This is a genomic window from Marivivens donghaensis, from assembly GCF_030410045.1.
GTDB lineage: Bacteria > Pseudomonadota > Alphaproteobacteria > Rhodobacterales > Rhodobacteraceae > Marivivens > Marivivens donghaensis.
This window is the reverse complement of record NZ_JAUFRA010000004.1, coordinates 264849-284821: the sequence shown is the minus strand read 5'-3', so window position 1 is coordinate 284821 and position 19973 is coordinate 264849. Positions and strand designations below refer to the sequence as shown.

Sequence of the window (19973 nt, the reverse complement as noted above, 5' to 3'; positions counted from 1 at the left end):
TCTTGGGCAGAGGAAGGCACCTCTGCCCCATAATTGAGAGACAAGGTGACCGATGAAACCACTTGCGCAGATGGCTTGCGACGTTCTGACCACAGCAGATGGTAATGAAAAAACGGCACTGTCGCGCCGCTATGCTGCGGAGTGGTTTGAGGCCCGCGCAAAGGGTCTAACGCCCGAGATTGGCACGGCCTCTCCGCCCCTGCGGCCCGCTCGCCCCGAAAAGCCTGACCTGCTGGATCCACGCGACGTGCCGCGCCGTAAACCTGGTTCGCCCGAAGGTCGTATCGCGATGCTTCATGCGGTGGCCCACATCGAACTGAACGCCGTTGACCTGCATTGGGACATCATCGCGCGGTTCACCGATACCAAAATGCCGATTGGTTTCTATGACGACTGGGTAAAGTCCGCGGACGAAGAATCCAAACATTTCAATCTGATCTGCGACCGCCTTCACGCAGAAGGTAGCTACTACGGTGCCTGTCCTGCGCACGCTGGCATGTGGCAATCCGCCGAAGAAACGGCTGACGACCTGATGGGGCGGTTGGCGGTCGTTCCAATGGTGCTTGAGGCGCGTGGTTTGGATGTGACCCCCGGCATGATAGGACTGTTCAAACAGGCCAAAGACCACGCGACCGTTGAGGCGTTAAACATTATCTACGCCGAAGAAGTCCATCACGTGGCCTATGGATCAAAGTGGTTTCACTTCCTTTGCGGTCGTCACGACCTCGACCCAAAGGTTGCGTTCCACGCCTTGGTTCAGCGATATTTTCACGGCGCCCTGAAGCCCCCGTTCAACGAAGAAAAACGGGCCGAGGCTGGACTGCCGCCCGACTTCTATTGGCCACTTGCCGACGAAACACCCGATCGCACCGCTCGCGCATCGGGAATTTAGGCAAAAAACCGCGCACAACCCCATGTTACCGCGTCAATTTGTGCAAAATTGCGTAAAAGCGTTGCGCCACTATCCCCTGCCCGCTAACACCGTCCGCATGGATAGGTTGGGACCCTGTCTGTATGGGTTGGGACAGAACAAGGACGACGATCTTGCGCTCTCGAATGATGGCCAGATTGCACGCAGCGCTTGAAAAGCGTTTTCCAGAACGGCGGCTGTTTTTACGCTCTGACACCGAAACGCGGTTCATCCGCCTTCGCTCAGAGATGCAGCTTTTCGTTTGGACCGCTGGCGCAATGGTGCTCGCTTGGACGATTATCGCTACTGCAATCGTAATGATGGACAGCATTGGCGCGGGGAACTTCCGCGATCAGGCTCGTCGCGATCAGATCGAATACGAAACCCGCCTGCAGGCACTTGTGACCGAACGCGACCGCCGCGCCGAAGAGGCCGCAGCAGCACAAGCACGGTTTAGCTCTGCCCTCGCGCAGATTTCGGTGATGCAGACAGAGCTGTTGAGCTCTGAGGACCGCCGCCGCGAATTGGAAACAGGCATTGAGGTGATCCAATCCACCCTGCGCCGCACCATGAACCAGCGTCAGGACCTGTCGCAGCGTATCGCCGCACTGGAAGCGGCTGTTCAAAACGGCACTTCGGTCGCTGGCGCAACGGGTGGCGTCTCGAACGAAGCGCTCGACCTTCTGGCATCGGCATTGGCTGACACCGCGGCTGAGCGTGACCAGATTGAAGCGGACGCACAGAGCGCAATCGACCGTGCCGCTGAGTTGGAACTGGACCTGCGCCTCATGGAAGAGCGCAACGACGAGATTTTCCGCCAACTTGAAGAAGCGATGCTGGTGTCTGTTGAGCCACTGGACAATATGTTCCGTGCCGCTGGCCTGAACACCGATACGCTGCTCGATCAAGTACGTCGCGGGTATTCAGGCACAGGTGGCCCGCTCACCCCGCTGCAATTCTCGACCAATGGCGGCGAAGCGGACCCTGACACGGCGCGTGCAAACGAACTGCTGTCGTCGATGGACCGCATCAACCTCTATCGTATTGCCGCAGAGCGTGCGCCGTTCTCTATGCCGGTGCGGGATAACTTCCGCTTTACCTCGGGCTACGGGATGCGCTGGGGCCGTATGCACTATGGCACTGATTTTGCTGGTCCTGTTGGCACTCCGATCTACGCAACCGCTGACGGTGTGATCACTCATGCGGGTTGGTCGTCGGGTTACGGGCGCCTAGTTAAAATCCAACATGAGTTCGGTATCGAGACACGTTACGGTCACTTGAACGCGATCCGCGTCCAAGAAGGTCAAAGAGTCTCGCGCGGGGACCGTATTGGTGATATGGGGAACTCCGGACGTTCAACCGGACCTCACCTGCACTACGAGGTTCGCGTCGGCGGCGAAGCAATCAATCCGATGATCTACATAAGAGCTGGACAAGATGTTTTCTAAGAGCAAAATCAACGAACCGGGTCCGAAAGCGACCGAAACCGCAGCACAAACTTCGGTGCCTGCGCCGGCTTCTGCGCCAAAGATGGACATGCCTGTTTCCAAGCCCAAAGCACCGGCTTCGATTCTGTCGTCTGACCTGCATGTTAAGGGCAACCTGAAAACCACTGGCGACATCCAAGTCGAAGGTCAGGTTGACGGCGATATCCGTGCGCACCTTCTGACCGTTGGCGAAACCGCAACCATCCGTGGTGAAGTTGTTGCTGACGACGTAGTTATCAACGGCCGCGTGATCGGTCGTGTTCGTGGCCTCAAAGTGCGCCTGACATCGTCGGCACGCGTCGAAGGCGACATCATTCACAAGACCATCGCAATTGAATCTGGCGCTCACTTTGAAGGCTCGGTTCAGCGTCAAGACGACCCACTGTCGACCAGCGGTGCTGCTAAGCCGAAAATGCCGGCTGCTCCGGCTGCCAAAGACGCTGAATAATCAGTCATTACATGGAATGACAAAGGGCGCCCTCGGGCGCCCTTTTGCGTCTAGACGGGATCATACAGGACCCGCCGATAGAGATGCCATGTGGCGTGACCCAACACGGGTAGAACCACCATAAGCCCCAGAAACGCAGGGGCGAGCGCGATTAGACTCAGGATCGCGATCATCGCAGCCCAGACCAGCATCACAAAGAGGTTCGACGCAACGGTCCGAATCGACAACAGCATGGCCGTGATGAAATCGATCTCTTTTTCGAGGAGGAGCGGCAGGCTAACGACGGTCATCGCAAAGAGCAAAAACGCGAGAACCGCACCGACCACCAGTTCAAGCCCAATCATCCGCAGACCTTCAGCCGTCAGAAACACATCAAAGCTCGTCATCACGTTGCGCATCGCCGACAGCCCCATCGTCAGCGCAAAGAGCATATGGGCGAGAAAAGTCCAGAACAGGAAGTAGATCACGATGATCGCGCCCATCCACGGGATTTGACGGGTACGTTCCTGCCAGACCACGCCGAGCACGTCCTTCCAAACCAACGGCTGCCCGTTTTCCAGACGCCGAGACACTTCATACAGGCCGACCGCAGCAAAAGGTGCTGCCAGAGGAAAGCCAAGCGAGGTCGCCAGAACCCAGCTCACGTGCCCTGCCCCCAGTGTAATCAGGCCGAACCCGATCACCACATAGACCGCCGAAAAAAACAGGCCGAACTGCGGTGCGCGGCGGAAATCATAAATCCCCGCTTTGAGTGCCGCAAAAATATCAGCCATGCCCAAGGTCCCGATCAACGGGATCTGTGATGGAGGCGGTGTGTCTACAGTTTGCGTCATTAATGGTCCTCTCCCCTTGACCTTATTGCAAAGGCTAAGGGGTGAGACGCAAGTCGCAAAGTAGTATTTATGATATGGAATTAAGGGTATAGCCCTTAGTCGTCGGCATTGGCCTCTGCGCGGGATTTGCCCGATGCACCATGCGCAAGCGTTGCCGCCATCAGACCATCCAGCGCACCGTCGAGCACGCCTTGTGTATCAGAGGTTTCATAGCCAGTGCGAAGGTCTTTGACCATCTGATAAGGCTGCAGGACGTAAGACCGGATTTGGTTACCCCACCCCGCATCACCTTTGGCTTCGTGTGCGGCGTTGATGTCGGCGTTACGGCGATCTAGTTCCATCTGATACAGACGGGATTTCAGCGCTTTCATCGCGATATCACGGTTCTGGTGCTGCGACTTTTCCGAGGAGGTCGTCACGATGCCCGTAGGCAAGTGGGTGATACGCACCGCAGAGTCGGTCGTGTTCACGTGCTGACCACCCGCACCTGACGAACGGTAAGTGTCGATACGGATGTCATTCGGTTTGACCTCGATTTCGATGTTGTCGTCTACAACAGGGTAAACCCAAACGGATGAGAACGAGGTGTGACGACGCGCAGCGGAATCGTAGGGCGAAATACGAACCAGACGGTGCACGCCCGATTCCGATTTCAGCCAGCCATAAGCATTCGGGCCGCTGATTTTGTAGGCCGCCGATTTAATACCAGCTTCTTCGCCCGGGCTTTCGGACTGAAGTTCGACCTTATAGCCCTTCTTTTCCGCCCAACGGACATACATACGCGCAAGGATCGATGCCCAGTCACAGGATTCCGTGCCGCCCGCGCCAGAGTTAATCTCGAGGAAGGTATCGTTGCCGTCCGCCTCACCGTCCAAGAGCGCTTCGAGCTCTTTCTCAGCGGCGCGCACTTTCAAGTCTTTCAGTGCTTCCTCAGCTTCTTTCACGACATCGGCGTCATCTTCCATTTCGCCAAGCTCGATGAGTTCGAGGTTATCCGAAAGATCCTGTTTGATCGCGCGCAGCCCCGCAATCTGATCCACCAACATCTGACGTTCACGCATCAGTTTCTGCGCACCTTCTGGATCGTCCCAAAGGGTCGGGTCTTCAACGCGGGCGTTGAATTCTTCCAAACGGTATTCCGCAGTTTCCCAGTCCATCCGCTGAGCAAGAAGGTCGATCGATTTCTCGATGGCGTTCACAATGTTCTGCGTTTCGGCGCGCATGGGTCAACTCGTCTGTCTTAGGGTCAGGGCGACAGGCCCCGACGGATTAGGTCGCGTCATAGCCCCTGCCAGCGGCACGGGCAAGTCGGTGTCAGTAAAGTCCGCCCGACGACAAGGTCCCAAAGGACGCATTCGGGCCAACGGTCGCGGTGTTACCGTCCGATGTCGTGACGTCGCGGGTCTGCTGCTGCACCTCTTCAAAGAGCGGAAGATCAGCTGACATTGCAAAGCCACCGTCGAACATCACACCAAAGATCGGCTCTTCACCAACACGGAAACACTCTGCGATGACGTTCGGGCCTTCGGAACCTTCCGGCAAACGGGCGCCCGTAAAACGGTCGATGTTGATGAACTGACAGTCCTCGGGCACCTTAAACCGACCACCACCGAACTCTTGGATTGCTTGTTCCATAAAGCGTTGGAACACAGGACCACAGATCGAACCACCATATGCGCCACGGCCCAGCGGGGTCGGATTGTCGTAACCAATGTAACAGCCTGCCGCGATGTTGGAGGAGAAGCCGACGAACCAAACGTCTTTGGCGTCGTTGGTCGTCCCTGTTTTACCGGCGATCGGCACAGGCAGGTTGATAACACTCGATGCGGTGCCGCGCTTAACCACGCCTTCCATCATAGAGGTCAGCTGATACGCCGTCACAGCGTTCATGATACGATCACGGTTCGACAGGATCGTCGGCCCCTGCCCTGACGGCAATGACGCCTCACCGCAATCGAGGCAGGTGCGCGCATCGTGACGGTAGACGGTGTTACCAAAACGGTCCTGAACGCGGTCGACGAGCGTCGGCTCAACCCGCTCCCCACCGTTCGCAAACATTGAATAGGCTGCGACGAGTTTAAACAGCGTCGTTTCTTCGGACCCGAGTGAAGCCGAAAGATATTGGTTCATGTTCTCATACACGCCGAAACGTTCGGCATATTCCGCAACCACATCCATCCCGACCTCTTGGGCCAGACGAATGGTCATAAGGTTACGCGATTGTTCGATCCCGGTGCGGAGCGGCGTCGGACCATAGAATTGGTTCGAAGAGTTCTGCGGACGCCAGAGGCCTTGGGGTGTGTTGATCTCGATCGGAGCGTCGACGACGATGGTTGCAGGCGTATAGCCACTGTCGAGAGCTGCCGCATAGACGAAGGGTTTAAAGGCCGAACCAGGTTGGCGACGGGCTTGGGTCGCGCGGTTCAATTCGGTGGACTGGTAGCTGAACCCGCCCTGCATCGACAAAACTCGGCCCGTGTTAACGTCCATCGCCATGAAGGCACCCTGTACCTTGGGCACCTGCCGAAGGGTCCAGCGGATGAACGATCCATCGGCGTCAGCGGTCATGCGGCGGACATGCACCACGTCACCAACTTCGAAATTGTCAAAGAAATTGCCGCGAATCCAATCAATGTCAGATCGCGGCACCACCTGCGGTTCAGCGTCGGACGCCGGAACGCCTTCGATCCCGATGCGCAATTGTTGGTCCTCAATGCCCAGAACCACAGCGGGATACCAATGGCTCACCAGTTCGATATCGCGCGGGACAGTGACATCGGCCAGTGCAGCACGCCAACTGTCTTCGCTCCCCAGTGCATCGGTGGGCACAGTTTTCCCTGTGCCATTCCAGATACCTAGATTGCGGTCGTATTCTTCCAACGCCCGCTGGAGCGATTGCTCTGCAACGGACTGGAGGTCGGGATCAACGGTCGCGCGGATCGACAGGCCACCCGAAAAGAACTCGTCCTCACCGAAGTTGCGGCTTAGCTGACGACGAATTTCATCGGTAAAGTAGTTGCGCGGCGGAAGTTGCGAACGGAAGCTTTCGTAATCGCCCGACTGCACAGTGCGCAGGGGCAGCGCCTGTTCGGCCTCTGCAACGGTCTGAGTAATATACCCATCCTCAGCCAAGCGACGCAGAACGTAGTTCCGACGTGCAACCGCATCGTCGTATTGGCGCACAGGGTGCAAGTTACCCGGACGCTGTGCCAGAGCAGCAAGATACGCCGCCTCACCCGGAGACAGGTCCGCCAGCGGTTTATTGAAATAGGTCTGTGCTGCAGCCGCGACCCCATACGAGTTCTGACCAAGGAAGATTTCGTTCAGATAGAGTTCGAGGATGCGGCTCTTGTCCATCACCCGCTCAATCCGCGTTGCGAGGATCAGTTCGCGGATTTTACGCTCTGCCGTGCGGTCGGAGGACAAGAGGAAGTTCTTCATCACCTGCTGGGTGATCGTCGACGCGCCACGCACCTCACCGCCACGGGATTTGATCGCCTCAACGGCAGCGGCCGCGATACCGCGGATGTCATAACCAGGGTGAGTGAAGAAGTTCTGATCTTCTGCCGAAACAAAGGCGTACTGAACCAGCGGCGGGATCTCATCAAAGGGGGTAAACAGACGGCGTTCTACAGCGAATTCGTCGATAATCTGACCTTCGCCAGAATAGACACGGCTGATCGTTTTCGGCGTGTATTGCGACAGTGTTTCATAGGACGGCAAATCGCGGCCATAGAATGTGAAAATCGCGCCGAGCATCAGCGCGAACATCACAAGACCAAGCGTGACCATCGTAAAGATAGCCCCGAAGAACGACATGATAAATCGCAGCACGCGTTTGACCCCTTTGGTTGGTGCGCCGCTTATAGGGCGGGTCGCGGGTCAGGTCAAAACCGCAAGCACCACTTTCGGCATGAAAACGCCGCTTTCGCATAGGTTTGAACGGTGGGGATTGCCCCTTGGCCATCCACGGACCAAATCAGCGCCATGAGCACTCCAGAAAGCATCCTTGCCACCTACGACCGAGTCGGCCCTGCTTGGGCCACGTCCCGCGACCGCCGTTTGACAGAACGCCGCTGGTTGGACCGCATGATTGCGGTTGCGCCCCATGATCGCGGGAAACGCCGTGTCTTGGACTTGGGATGCGGATCGGGGCGTCCTATCGCGGAATACCTCATTGATCGTGGCATCGCTGTAACTGGCGTTGACGGGGCCGAGAGCATGATTGCCCTGTTCCAAACCAACGTGCCCAACGCCCGTTCTATTCGCGCCGATATGCGTGGCCTTGATCTGGGTGAGAAATATGATGCGATCCTCGCGTGGGATAGTTTCTTCCACCTCTCACCCGCAGATCAACGCGCTATGTTCGCCGTCTTTTCAGCCCATGCCGCCGACAACGCTGCGCTGATGTTCACCAGCGGCCCTGATGAAGGCGTCTCCATCGGGTCGGTCGAAGGCACACCGATCTATCACGCCTCTCTGTCCGAGGCGGGTTATCGCCACGAACTAGAGGCAGCAGGCTTTACCGTCGTCGCGCACAAGGCCGAAGACCCCGACTGCGGCGATCGGACGGTTTGGCTGGCTCGGTTTACTGGCGTCTAAGCGCGTCTTTCGCAGCTTCGGAATTGGCCCAGCGTTGAACGGCGAGAACGATGCCTGCAACAACCCGTGCCCGCCCTTCGGCAGAACGGAGAGCGTCACGGTCGTGTGGGTTCGATAGGAACCCGACCTCAACCAAGGCTGACGGGAAATCCGCCGCGTTCAAAACGGCCAAGAGCGCCTCGCGTCGAGGTGTATTGTTAACCCGCGCATTCGTATCCATCAGCGCCTGAACCAATGCGTCCGCTAAGGTATCGCTCTGCGGCGCGGTTTCCGTGCGGGCGAGGTCCATCAGCACAGTCGCGACCGTGTCGTCTTGGCCCGTCAAATCCAACCCAGCCAAGAGGTCCCCACGGTCATGCCGTTCTGCCATGCGCAAGGACGCATCCTCTTGGGCCTGATCGCTAAGGGTATAGACCGATGCGCCCGAGGTAATCTCATCCCCGTCCAAAGCATCCGCATGAAGCGACAATAGCACATCTGCGCCAGACCTACGGGCAATGGAAATCCGTTCCTCAAGCGGCACGAAAACATCCGTCTGGCGGGTCAGCACAGCGCGCATCCCCTCCATCCGGTTCATCGTCTGCGCAACTTCAACAGCCAGTTGCAGCATGAGGTCCGCCTCACGCAGGCCGTCCCGTTCGGCACCGGGATCAATACCCCCATGACCGGGGTCAATCACGACAGTCAGGATACCATCATCGACCGCAGCGACTGGCGGCGCAGTAGGATCAACGGTGTTGAGCATATCCCAACCCGGATCGCTGGGCGCACCTGCGGCGGCAGCATAGTCCGCGTCCGAACTTGGCGACAGGTTCACCGTCAGACGCGCCGTTCCGTCAACCGTATTCACCGTCATCCCTGCTTGGCTCACGATCATGGCGTCGGACAGATCAACCACCATCCGCGACCACCCTGGCCGCAGCGCCCCAAACCGAAGGTCGCTCACGCGGTCCGATTGATCCAAGATCGCCTTGTCCGCGCCTCGCCAGTCAATCTCGCGAAAGTCCAAAATCAGTCGGCGCGGATCATCGAGCGTAAACACACGCCACGGCACAGGCTGAGACAGGAACAAATCGACTGTCGTTTTGCCCCACGAATCCTCGATCACCGAATGGGTCACATCCAGCCGCGCCAGACCTGTAAAATCCTGTGACTGCGACGCCGCGCCCAAACATGCCAGAACCGCTGCCCCCACGATGCGGATCATGACCGACGGTCCTCCATGAATTTAGTGAGCCTGCGGAGCCCTTCTTCGATATCGGGGGTTGAGCGAGCATAGGAGAACCGAAGCCAGTGCTTGCCATTTACCGTGTCAAAATCCAGACCGGGTGTCACGGCAACCCCAGCTTTATCAAGTACTTCTGCCGCAAAGCTCAGGCTGTCATCGGTGTAATCAGACACATCAGCATAGACGTAGAATGCACCATCAGGCGGGGCGATCTTGGTAAAGCCTGCCTTGGGCAGACCCTCAATCATCAACTCACGATTGCGGGCATAGCTGGCAACATTGCCGTCCAGTTCATCTTTGCAATCCATCGCATAAAGCGCGAGCCGTTGCGCCGCGTGGCTCGGGCAAATGAATTGGTTCTGGGCAATGCGTTCGACGACCCGAACGTGGTCTTCGGGCACAACCATCCAACCCACGCGCCAGCCTGTCATGCTGAAATATTTGCTGAACGAGTTGATGACATAGACCTCATCGGTCACCGACGCAGCGGTCACGGGTTTAATGCCGTAGTCCAATCCGTGATAAATCTCGTCCGAGATGAACGCCGCATTGCGATCCGCGCAGGCCGCAGCGAGGTCGGTCAACTCACCCTGCCCCAACATGGTGCCTGTCGGGTTCGCAGGCGAGGCCACGATCAAACCTTGGAGGTCATATGCCGCGACGTCCGCCGCAACGGGTTGGAACCGCGCCTGAAGCGTGGTCGGAATATCAACCGCGTTCAGATCGAACGACCGAAGGATCTGACGATAGGACGGATAGCACGGCGCACCGAGGCCAACTCGGTCGCCCGTATCAAAGAGCGCTGTGAACGCCAGCAGGAACGCGCCAGACGCCCCAGCGGTCACAACGATCCGCTCTGGGTTCATATCGAGGTCATACCAATCGCCGTAATGCTGCGCGATGCGCGCCCGCAACTCTGGCATCCCCAAGGCCACCGTATACCCCAGCGGACCCTCAGCCATATCACGTGCCAAACGATCCAGTGCCGCTTTGGGCGCACCCGTTCCGGGTTGCCCAACCTCCATATGGATTATGTGACGCCCCGAGGCTTCGGCCTTGCGGGCGGATTCCATCACGTCCATCACGATAAAGGGATCAACGGCCCCGCGTCTTGAAACACGCATGTCATGCCTCTTATGGTCTATCTGCTCTGCCCCTGTTTGCCTTTGCAGGGGCCGCGCGTCAATCGGACCCTTGGCACCACCGCCCAGATATGCACAACTCTGCCGGACTATAAATCGGAGAACTCTATGAAACGCCTCGCCCTCGCCCTGACCTTGGGTCTCGCCACCCAAGCCGCCGCCACCGATCTGGAGGCCATGAGCGACACCGAACGCAGCGCGTTTCGGGATGAAGTCCGCGCCTATCTGCTCGACAACCCCGAAGTGCTGATGGAAGCCATCGGGGTTCTCGAACAACGTCAGGCACTAGCGGAAACGATGGCCGACCAGCAGATGGCCCAGACCAATATGGACGCGATCCAGAACGATGGTTTCTCGTGGGTTGGCGGCAATCCTGACGGTGACATTACTGTGGTAGAGTTCATGGATTACCGCTGCGGCTACTGCAAACGCGCCTTCCCAGAGGTTGAGACGCTTTTGGAAACCGACGGTAATATCCGCTTTATCGTAAAGGAACTGCCGATCCTTGGTGATCAGTCGACCCTCGCGTCACAATTCGCGATTGCCGTGCAGCAGCTTCATGGCGATGACGCTTATAAATTTGTCCACGATACTCTGATGAATATGCGTGGTGACATCACCCAAGACAGCCTGTCGCAACTTGCATCGACCGTCGGTTTCGATGCGGCGCCAATCTTTGAGCGGATGGCATCACCAGAGGTTGCACGTGTGCTGCAGGCAAACATGGAGCTGGCGCAGCGTTTGCAGATCAGCGGCACACCGACGTTCGTCTTTGATGACCAATTGGTGCGAGGGTATGTGCCTCTCGACCAGATGGCGTCGATCGTCGAAGAGTTACGCGCCAACTGATACGACACAACAAAGGGGGCCTCGGCCCCCTTTTTCATGAGCTCGCCATCATTGTGCGCAGCCCCTTTGCAACGAGCAGCACAAACGGTGCGCCGTGCATAATCAAGTCAAAGAAATCAATCGGCTTCGCCAACTCGCCCGCAGCCAACATCTTTAGCTTTTCCCAGATATGCGGTTCAGGGAAAACCGGCGCGAGGCCCAGCGTCAGACAGGCCAAAATCACAAGGTTCCAAGGCAGGGTATCTAGAAACGCCATCGCGTCCTCCAATATATTTTAAAAACGTGATATATTAAAGCACGACAAATTGCCAAAGGCATTTTGCGTTTTCAAAACTGAAAAGGGAGGAAAGTGGCGCGGTTGACGGGGCTCGAACCCGCGACCCCCGGCGTGACAGGCCGGTACTCTAACCAACTGAGCTACAACCGCGCACTTGCGTCTGTGAGGTCTTGAAAAGAAGTGGCGCGGTTGACGGGGCTCGAACCCGCGACCCCCGGCGTGACAGGCCGGTACTCTAACCAACTGAGCTACAACCGCGTATCTTCTTTTCGGTATCTCACCGAACGTGTGGGGCTTCTAAGCGGTGCGTCGGGGCGCGTCAAGCGCCCTATGACAAAAAAATGAAACTCTTCGCGCAGACCACCAAAAAAACGAAAACGGGGCAGAAAAACTGCCCCGTTTCCAAGAAGTTATCGAAATTCGACCAGAGCCGAATGTGCCTGAAATTACAGACCCATCGCCGACTTGATCTGGTCAATCACGCCTTGAACCATCTCAGGGTTATTACCGGCAGCCTCAACCGCAGTAACGAGTTGGGTCTTAATGCCATCAGACAGCGACGACCCTTCAATCAGGGCGGTTACTTTGGCTGGGTCAAAGTTCTCGACCGAGAGAATGGCAGACGGGTCCAGCGCGCCAAGTGCACCTGTCGCGGTTTCCATCAAGCTACCTGCGCTCGTGGTCACATCAGTTGCAGCCTGAACTGCAGTCTCAGTCGCTGCATCAACGGCCTCAGTTGCGGCGTCCGCAGCCTCAGTTGCAGCGGTCGTTGCGGTGTCAGCAGCCTCAGTTGCGGCGGTGGTTGCCATATCAGCCGCAGCCGTTGCAGCCTCGGTCGCGCCTCCTACCGCATCCGTTGCAGCAGTCGCAGCGGCATCAACAGCTTCAGTCGCAGCGGTCGTCGCAGCGTCGGCAGCCTCAGTCGCGGCGGTTGCAGCTTCTTCAACAGCGGCAGCAGCGGCCTCTGCTGCTGCCTCAGCGGCTTCAGTAGCTGCAGTTGCGGCTTCAGTTGCAGCGTCAGTCGCAGCTTCTGCAGCCTCGGTCGCGGATTCAACTGCATCAGTGGCGGCCTCAGCGGCGGCGTCGGCTGCATCCGTTGCAGCACCAGCGGCATCATCAGCAACTTCGGCAGCAATACCGACCAGACCTTTTACGGCTTCAACAGGTGTCCGACCGTTGGCGGCAAATTCATAACCGAAAAAGCCGAGAATCGCGGCGACCACAATAATAACAAACGCTCTCATAATATCGTCCTTCCAAACTACAGATCGGCCCCAACTCAGGCCCCCATGCGTGTAATGGCACGACATCACGCAACTTTAAAGTCACATGTGGCGCTGAATTACTACGACCTTGTGGCAAACGCATTTGCGGGTTGCGGAAAATCGCAGCCAAGACTAGGTTGCGTGCCAAATTACAACCGCCGAAAGGACTAAGGCCATAGCCCGCAGACCTCATAACGCACCGCCGGTGCGTGACACTGGACCCCGTATCAATGAACGCATTCGGTGCCCCGAAATCCGCCTCATCGGCGCCGAAGGAGAGAACGTCGGCGTTGTAACGCCAGCGCAAGCGCTCCAAATGGCGGAAGAGGCTGGTTTAGACCTCGTAGAAATATCGCCTAACGCGACGCCGCCCGTGTGTAAGATCATGGACTTCGGCAAGTTCAAATATGAACAGCAGAAGAAAGAGGCTGAAGCGCGCAAGAAGCAGAAGATCATCGAGATCAAAGAGGTCAAGTTCCGCCCCGGTACAGACAAGCACGACTATGACGTTAAAATGCGTTCCGTGCTCAAGTTCCTTGGCAATGGCGACAAGGTCAAAGTGACCCTGCGATTCCGTGGCCGCGAAATGGCGCACCAAGATTTGGGCCGCCAACTGCTGGAACAGATCGCTGCGGACATCACCGAATTCGGCAAGATCGAGAACATGCCGAAAATGGAAGGCCGCCAGATGGTCATGATGATCGGGCCGCTTCCGAAGTAAGCTTCGGACAATCGAATGAGAAAGCCGCCTTTTCGGGCGGCTTTTTTCGTTTCAGCCTTCGCGTGGGCGAGGACGCGTCGGGATTTCCTTGAGCAATCCCCCTACCCCCATGGCCGAGATTTCGGCATCTCCGATGGGTACGCCACATATCACGCGTTCGAGCACCCAGTCCGCCCCATTCAGCGCAGGGGATCGCGCACACCCAGGAAGCCCAATGACAGGACGATTGCCGACTTTGCCAAGGAACAGCAGGTTTCCCGGATCCACTGGCATCCCAAAACGAGTCACCTTGCCACCAGCCAACCGCACAGCCGAGGGCGCAACATCCATCGGATCAGAGGTCGCAGAGGCTGTCAGGATCAGCACAACATCGCCCGAAGCCTCGGCAATCGCAGCCGTAATATCCTCCGTCCGATGAGGCACCACAACCCGTTCAGTCAGCGCCATATTGAGGCGGAACAGACGACCGTTAGTCGCACGCCGCCCCTTATCAGACGGGATTTCGTCGGTCGTGCGGGTCTCGATCAGCGTCGCCGTCTTATACTGTGGCGGACGGATGTGAATCGCGGAACGGGCGGCTTCGACCGCCGGGTTCAGCGCATCCTCGGGCACGCCGTAGGAAATGATCTTGACCGTCCCGATCATCGTATCGGGGTCGCATCGATGCCACGCAGGGACCGTGGCGAGGGTGATCATGGGGTGAACCGCGTTAAGTGCATTCACGGCATCCACATTGATCTCAGCGACACCCGCGCCCGTCGCAATGAGGTTCACACGACCCGTCGTTGCCTTAGACAGGCGCAGTCCTTGCGCCTCTGGGTTAGGAACCAAAGCCTGCGCGAGCCGTGTTGCTGCCTCGTCCTCGTGAATATCGTCTGCCTCGAGCCGCGCAACGATCACTTCGTCCATGCCCAGCGCCGCGAGCTGCGCAATGTCATCCTCAGTTAACCATCGCCCCTTAGCCAATTTGCCTTTGGGCAAAGCGATGGAATGGGCGAGGATCGTGCCGAGGGCGTCAGCTAAAGGAACAGGCCCGAATATCATCCTTTACGCAGCCTTTCGGTGATTTGGGCCATGATGCTGACCGCAATCTCTGCAGGCGATTTGGCCCCGATATTCAGTCCAACCGGCGCATGGATGCTGGCAATCTGGTCGTCCGTAAAACCGTCCGCCTTTAGCCGTTCGACCCGTTTCGCATGGGTGCGTGTGGACCCGAGACATCCGAGGTAGAACACATCAGAGCCCAGCGCTGCACGGATCGCAGGATCATCTAGCTTCGGATCATGGGTCAGTGTGACAACCGCCGTCCTCGGGTCGAGCCCGATCTTCTCCATCGCCTCATCTGGCCAATCATCGGAAATCACCTCATTCGGGAAGCGATCTTCGGAGCCAAAAACAGGACGCGGATCGACCAAGATCGGGTCATAACCACAGGCGCGGGCCATTTGCACAAGAGGTTGGGCGATATGCACGGCACCGACCACAATCATCCGAAGCGGCGGGTTGTGGATGGCAATAAAGGTCTGGCCGTCCTCCTCAACGCCCGACTTATCGCCACGGAACCGATCTTCACGTTGGGCAAAGCCATCCAGCCGCCGCGCCCCCGTTTCCAGATCCGCGACATAGGCCACGGCCTCGCGCCGCGCGCGGCGGGCAACAAGATCGGCCAAGAGGTCCTCGTGTAACGTTTCACCACCGACAGGTTCGACCAGTACACGAATGCGCCCACCACAGGCCAATCCCACGGCAAAGGCCGTGTCATCGCTGACGCCAAAATCCAGCAATCGGGCCTTACCATCTTCGATCGCGTCGAAACTCTCGGTGATCACCGCGCCTTCGACACACCCGCCCGAGACAGAGCCTTCCATCGCGCCGTCACGGTCAACGACCAGTTGTGACCCGATTGGACGCGGCGCGGAGCCCCAAGTTTCCACCACCGTTGCCAATACAGCGCCACGGCCAGACCGATGCCAGTCGAGCGCCAAGGCGGGAATGTCTGTCTTATCGGTCACCGCTACCTCCCCATCATCGCCATGAGGCGATCCTTTTCCCCAGTATCATCGCCGCGCGCGATGGCATCCGCCAGCCCCTGAAGCGAGGCTATGTTATGCCCAGCGCGGAAACTGGTAACATGGGGCAACATTTCCATAATTCCACGGGCCTTGGGGGCGAATCCCTCCCAACGGAGCAAGGGATTGAGCCAAATAAGTTGCCGCGAAGACAAATGCAGTCGCTCCATCGCCTTGCCCAAGCCGCCTTCAGGGTCGCGGTCCAGACCGTCGGTGATTAACAGCACCACAGCGCCCTGCCCTAGAACGCGCCGCGACCAGTCGCGGTTGAAACGGTCGATACACTCACCGATCCGCGTGCCACCTTCCCAGTCCTGCGCTTCGGACCCCGCTGCCGCCAATGCCGCATCCACATCGCGATGTTTCAGGTGGCGCGTGATGTTGGTGAGGCGCGTGCCAAAGGTGAATGCATGCACCTTGGCCCAGCCTTGGCCTTTGGCGTTCGATACGGCGTGAAGGAAATGCAAAACGGCCCGCGAATATTGCGACATGGACCCGGAAATATCGCAGATCACCACGAGGTTCGGATAACGCTCACGTTTCTTGCGCGTCTCAAAAGAGGTGATTTCCCCGCCTTGCCGCATGGCCCGCCGCATCGTGGCCCGCCAATCGGCGATATCGCCATAGCCCGCGACGGTCCTGCGTGATTTAATCGGGCGCACAGGTAATGTCATGCGGGCAAGGATGCGCTTCGCCTCTGCCATTTCCTCTGTGCTCATCTGCTCAAAATCGAGGGACTGTAGCTTTTCCTCGGTCGAAATCGTTTTCGAAGCATCAACGTCGATCAAGGCCTCTTCGTTCGGCTCTTCGTCCTCTTCCTTCGGCATTGGGATATTTTGATCATCCAGTAATGCCTCCGCCGCGCGCTTTTCCCCTGCTTTGGCTTTGCGTTCTTCTTGAACGCCACGCACAGAGGGCAGCATCATCGACATCATATGTTCGAGGTATCGCGGATCACGCCAATAGAGGCGGAACACCTGACCAAAGACCACACGATGTTCGGGGCGTGAACAGAAGCATGCCTCTAGCGTCCAGTAGAAATCGTTCTTTTCCGTAAAGCCCGCAGCCTCAACCGCCCGAATGGCGTCAATCACTCGCCCAGGGCCGACAGGCAGCCCAGCCTTGCGCAGAGCACGGGCAAAGTGCGTGATATTCTGCGCGAGCTTCCCATCTTCGGGGATAGAGAGCGGGATATATTCAGCCATGAACGACCATCACGCCGGAGCGAGTTCGGCACGTGCGTCTTTGAGGATACGCTGCGCCTCTGACCCTTCTATGCGGGCAATGTCGTCCTGATATTTCAGGATGGCCCCCAGCGTATCGGCAATCACCTCTGGCGACAGGTCGATCACATCCAAGGCGAGCAAACATTTCGCCCAATCAATGGTCTCTGCCACGCCGGGTTTTTTGAACAGATCTTCGGTGCGCAGCTTTTGAACAAAGGCGACGACCTCACGGCTCAGGGTCTCTTGGGCTTCTGGCGCACGGGCATTGAGGATTTCCAACTCTCGATCAAAGGTCGGATAATCGACCCAGTGGTAGAGGCAGCGCCGCTTCAATGCGTCGTGAACCTCGCGCGTGCGGTTCGAGGTCAGGATCACAATGGGCGGTTCGGGGGCTTTAATCGTGCCGAGTTCGGGCACCGTCACCTGAAAATCAGAGAGCGCCTCTAGTAGAAACGCCTCGAACGGTTCATCTGTGCGGTCGATTTCGTCGATCAATAGAACAGGCGCGCCGCCCTCTTGGGGACGCATCGCTTGCAAGAGCGGACGTTCAATCAGGTATTCCTCGGTAAAGAGTTCGGATTTCAGTTCCGACCGATCGGCCCCGCCTGTCGCTTCTGCCGTGCGGATCGCGATCATCTGTTCGGCAAAGTTCCATTCATACACCGCAGAGGCCGCGTCCAGACCTTCGTAGCATTGAAGACGGATCAATTTACGGCCAAGAGACGCAGCGATCGCTTTAGCGATTTCGGTTTTACCCGTGCCTGCCTCACCTTCGAGAAAGAGCGGACGGCCGAGTTTCAGGGATAAGAACACCACCGTCGCTAAGGCGCGGCCGCATACGTAGTCCTGACCGGCCAGAATCGTCTGGACGTCGTCGATACTGTCGATCTGCATAGTTTCCTCCGTTTGGGGTATGCTGCACCGCTGACACGAGGCGTCAAGTCATGCCTTGGTCGCAGAGGCATTTTTCGGCCCGAAAAGCCTTTATCCCCCTATGGCGCGGTGCGGGACAAAGGTGTAAAGACAGCCCATGACCGATACAGCCCTCACCCGCCTGACCATCCGCCGCCCCGATGACTGGCACCTTCACCTTCGTGACGGTGCGATGCTTGAGGGCGTTCTCCCGCATACCGCTGCGCATTTCGGCCGCGCGATTGTGATGCCGAACCTCGTGCCTCCTGTTGTGACTGGTGCGCAGGCCGCAGCCTACCGCGAGCGGATCATGGCGGCATTGCCTGAGGGCATGTCGTTCCAGCCTCTGATGGTTCTCTACCTCACCGAAGAAACCGATCCAGAGGATGTTGCAGCAGCACATGCCGCTGGCATCGCAACCTCGGTCAAGCTCTACCCTGCGGGTGCGACGACCAACTCCGCCTCGGGTGTGCGCGACTTTGATAAGGTCCGTCCCGTGCTCGAAAAGATGGCAGAGATCGGTATGCCGCTCTGCGTTCATGGCGAAGTCACCGACAGCGACATCGACATTTTCGACCGCGAAGCTGTGTTCATTGATCGCGTTCTGCACCCCATCCGCAAGAAAGTGCCCGATCTGCGCGTCGTAATGGAACACGTCACCACCCAAGACGCGGTGGACTATGTCCGGGACCACCATAAGAACCTCGGCGCGACGATCACCACGCACCACCTGATTATCAACCGCAACCACATCCTCGCGGGCGGGATCAAACCGCATTACTACTGCCTTCCCGTGGCAAAGCGTGAACAACACCGCATTGCACTGGTTGAGGCTGCGACCTCTGGCGATGAACGGTTCTTCCTCGGAACGGATTCGGCACCGCACACGGACCCCGCAAAACTACAGGCCTGTGGTTGCGCTGGTTGCTTTACCGCACCGAACACCATGTCTTGTCTGGCAGAAGTGTTTGAGGCCGCGGGCAAGCTGAAAAACCTAGAGGCCTTCGCGTCCAAGAACGGACCGAAATTCTATGGCCTCCCTGTGAACGAAGAGACCATTACCCTCGTCAAAGGGGAACCGGTCGCCTATCCGGACCGCATTGAGACAGGCGCCGGTCCAGTCACCGTATTTGATGCCGGCTTCCCGCTACACTGGCGTGTTGAGGCCTAAAAACCGGACCTCCGGTAAAACCTACAAAACCAATAAGGACGTGCGATGATCCCCTCTTCCTATCCGACCAAAGCCGAAATGGCGAAACTCAGCGCTGGAATGCTGCTGGAAATCGGCGCAATCCACTTTAACGCAGAAGAGCCGTTCACCCACGCTTCTGGCAAGAAGGCCCCGACTTATATCGACTGCCGCAAGCTGATCTCTTTCCCACGCATCCGTTCGACTTTGATGGATTTCCTCTCTGTTTCGATCATGCGCGAAGCGGGCTTTGAAGCCTTCGACAACATTGCTGGCGGTGAAACCGCAGGTATCCCCTTTGCAGCGCTGGTGGCTGAACGTCTGGCACTGCCGATGACCTACGTTCGCAAAAAGCCCAAAGGTTATGGCCGCAATGCCCGCATCGAAGGTGCGATGACCGAAGGCCAGCGCGTTCTCTTGGTTGAAGACCTGACTACTGACGGCGGCTCTAAACTGTCGTTCGTTGATGCGATCCGTGACACAGGTGCGACCTGTTCCGCGACTGCCGTCATTTTCTACTACGGCATCTTTGAAGGTGTTGAGAAAACGCTCGGCGATCACGGCGTTCAACTGATCCACCTCTGCACATGGTGGGACGTCCTCGAAGTGGCGAAAGAACGCGGTGCGTTTGACGCAAACACCCTCTCCGAGGTCGAGTCGTATCTGCGCGATCCAGCGGGCTGGGCTGCGGCACGCGCCTAATTATTTAGAGGGCGGCAGGAAACTGCCGCCCTTTTGCTATCCAGATATGGGTGTCGCTATTTTCGCCCCAACCAGATAGAGTATCCACCAAGGATACCCACAGGCCATCCACA

General features: G+C 57.7%; 19 protein-coding genes and 2 tRNA genes. 8 read left to right on the top strand and 13 right to left on the bottom strand.

Going from position 1 to position 19973, the window contains the following annotated elements; all coding sequences use genetic code 11:
* Positions 1-52 precede the first annotated feature (52 nt).
* From QWY83_RS04855 to QWY83_RS04845, 3 genes are all read left to right on the top strand, one after another.
* Complete coding sequence (locus tag QWY83_RS04855; protein WP_249946356.1) at positions 53-892, top strand: ferritin-like domain-containing protein; 840 nt, start codon at positions 53-55, stop codon at positions 890-892.
* 167 nt (positions 893-1059) lie between these two features.
* Complete coding sequence (locus QWY83_RS04850; protein ID WP_105236366.1) at positions 1060-2358, top strand: M23 family metallopeptidase; 1299 nt, start codon at positions 1060-1062, stop codon at positions 2356-2358.
* Positions 2348-2845, top strand: a complete 498-nt coding sequence (locus QWY83_RS04845) for a bactofilin family protein (RefSeq protein WP_067549057.1) — start codon at positions 2348-2350, stop codon at positions 2843-2845. Before QWY83_RS04850 ends, QWY83_RS04845 begins: the two co-directional genes overlap by 11 nt.
* 50 nt (positions 2846-2895) lie before the next feature.
* On the opposite strand, the gene QWY83_RS04840 is transcribed toward QWY83_RS04845, so the two are convergent.
* From QWY83_RS04840 to QWY83_RS04830, 3 genes are all read right to left on the bottom strand, one after another.
* Positions 2896-3678, bottom strand: coding sequence for a DUF2189 domain-containing protein (locus QWY83_RS04840; RefSeq protein ID WP_249946357.1), 783 nt, complete (start codon positions 3676-3678; stop codon positions 2896-2898).
* Between the two features lie 95 nt (positions 3679-3773).
* Positions 3774-4901, bottom strand: coding sequence for a peptide chain release factor 2 (prfB, locus tag QWY83_RS04835; RefSeq protein WP_105235341.1), 1128 nt, complete (start codon positions 4899-4901; stop codon positions 3774-3776).
* 91 nt (positions 4902-4992) lie between these two features.
* Positions 4993-7512 carry a penicillin-binding protein 1A gene (locus QWY83_RS04830; RefSeq protein ID WP_249946358.1) on the bottom strand — a complete coding sequence of 840 codons (2520 nt, stop codon included), beginning with the start codon at positions 7510-7512 and terminating at the stop codon, positions 4993-4995.
* Positions 7513-7665: 153 nt separating this feature from the next.
* Between QWY83_RS04830 and QWY83_RS04825 the strand changes: the two genes are divergently transcribed.
* Positions 7666-8280 (top strand): class I SAM-dependent methyltransferase, encoded by a 615-nt coding sequence (locus QWY83_RS04825; RefSeq protein ID WP_249946359.1) that lies wholly within the window; start codon positions 7666-7668, stop codon positions 8278-8280.
* On the opposite strand, the gene QWY83_RS04820 is transcribed toward QWY83_RS04825, so the two are convergent.
* Positions 8267-9487 (bottom strand): N-acetylmuramoyl-L-alanine amidase, encoded by a 1221-nt coding sequence (locus tag QWY83_RS04820; RefSeq protein WP_249946360.1) that lies wholly within the window; start codon positions 9485-9487, stop codon positions 8267-8269. The genes QWY83_RS04825 and QWY83_RS04820 overlap by 14 nt on opposite strands.
* Complete coding sequence (locus QWY83_RS04815; RefSeq protein WP_249946361.1) at positions 9484-10632, bottom strand: pyridoxal phosphate-dependent aminotransferase; 1149 nt, start codon at positions 10630-10632, stop codon at positions 9484-9486. Before QWY83_RS04815 ends, QWY83_RS04820 begins: the two co-directional genes overlap by 4 nt.
* 126 nt (positions 10633-10758) lie before the next feature.
* Between QWY83_RS04815 and QWY83_RS04810 the strand changes: the two genes are divergently transcribed.
* Positions 10759-11499, top strand: coding sequence for a DsbA family protein (locus QWY83_RS04810; RefSeq protein ID WP_249946362.1), 741 nt, complete (start codon positions 10759-10761; stop codon positions 11497-11499).
* A gap of 34 nt (positions 11500-11533) precedes the next feature.
* Here the strand turns inward: QWY83_RS04810 and QWY83_RS04805 are convergent, their stop codons facing one another.
* The 4 genes from QWY83_RS04805 to QWY83_RS04790 all read right to left on the bottom strand — a co-directional run bounded on the left by QWY83_RS04805 (position 11534) and on the right by QWY83_RS04790 (position 13020).
* Positions 11534-11755: an RND transporter gene (locus tag QWY83_RS04805; RefSeq protein ID WP_249946363.1), complete on the bottom strand. Its 222-nt coding sequence runs from the start codon at positions 11753-11755 to the stop codon at positions 11534-11536.
* 94 nt (positions 11756-11849) lie between these two features.
* Positions 11850-11926, bottom strand: a tRNA-Asp gene (locus QWY83_RS04800).
* 31 nt (positions 11927-11957) lie between these two features.
* A tRNA-Asp gene (locus QWY83_RS04795) sits at positions 11958-12034 on the bottom strand.
* Positions 12035-12222: 188 nt separating this feature from the next.
* Positions 12223-13020, bottom strand: a complete 798-nt coding sequence (locus QWY83_RS04790; RefSeq protein WP_249946364.1) for a translation initiation factor 3 — start codon at positions 13018-13020, stop codon at positions 12223-12225.
* A gap of 226 nt (positions 13021-13246) precedes the next feature.
* Between QWY83_RS04790 and infC the strand changes: the two genes are divergently transcribed.
* The gene (gene infC / locus QWY83_RS04785) at positions 13247-13762 is read left to right on the top strand and encodes a translation initiation factor IF-3 (protein ID WP_245918055.1); all 516 of its coding nucleotides are present in this window, start codon (positions 13247-13249) and stop codon (positions 13760-13762) included.
* Positions 13763-13813: 51 nt separating this feature from the next.
* Here the strand turns inward: infC and QWY83_RS04780 are convergent, their stop codons facing one another.
* From QWY83_RS04780 to QWY83_RS04765, 4 genes are read right to left on the bottom strand one after another with little or no spacing between them, the layout of a single operon-like run.
* Positions 13814-14806 (bottom strand): molybdopterin-binding protein, encoded by a 993-nt coding sequence (locus QWY83_RS04780; RefSeq protein WP_249946365.1) that lies wholly within the window; start codon positions 14804-14806, stop codon positions 13814-13816.
* Positions 14803-15774 carry an XdhC family protein gene (locus QWY83_RS04775; protein WP_249946366.1) on the bottom strand — a complete coding sequence of 324 codons (972 nt, stop codon included), beginning with the start codon at positions 15772-15774 and terminating at the stop codon, positions 14803-14805. The genes QWY83_RS04780 and QWY83_RS04775 overlap by 4 nt, the downstream gene beginning before the upstream one ends.
* A gap of 2 nt (positions 15775-15776) precedes the next feature.
* Positions 15777-17036 carry a vWA domain-containing protein gene (locus tag QWY83_RS04770; protein ID WP_249946367.1) on the bottom strand — a complete coding sequence of 420 codons (1260 nt, stop codon included), beginning with the start codon at positions 17034-17036 and terminating at the stop codon, positions 15777-15779.
* Positions 17037-17045: 9 nt separating this feature from the next.
* A complete protein-coding gene (locus QWY83_RS04765; protein WP_249946368.1) occupies positions 17046-17951 on the bottom strand; it encodes an AAA family ATPase in 906 nt (301 codons plus the stop codon).
* 136 nt (positions 17952-18087) lie between these two features.
* Between QWY83_RS04765 and pyrC the strand changes: the two genes are divergently transcribed.
* Complete coding sequence (gene pyrC, locus QWY83_RS04760; RefSeq protein ID WP_249946369.1) at positions 18088-19140, top strand: dihydroorotase; 1053 nt, start codon at positions 18088-18090, stop codon at positions 19138-19140.
* Between the two features lie 45 nt (positions 19141-19185).
* The gene (locus QWY83_RS04755; RefSeq protein ID WP_249946370.1) at positions 19186-19860 is read left to right on the top strand and encodes an orotate phosphoribosyltransferase; all 675 of its coding nucleotides are present in this window, start codon (positions 19186-19188) and stop codon (positions 19858-19860) included.
* The last annotated feature ends 113 nt before the right edge of the window (positions 19861-19973 follow it).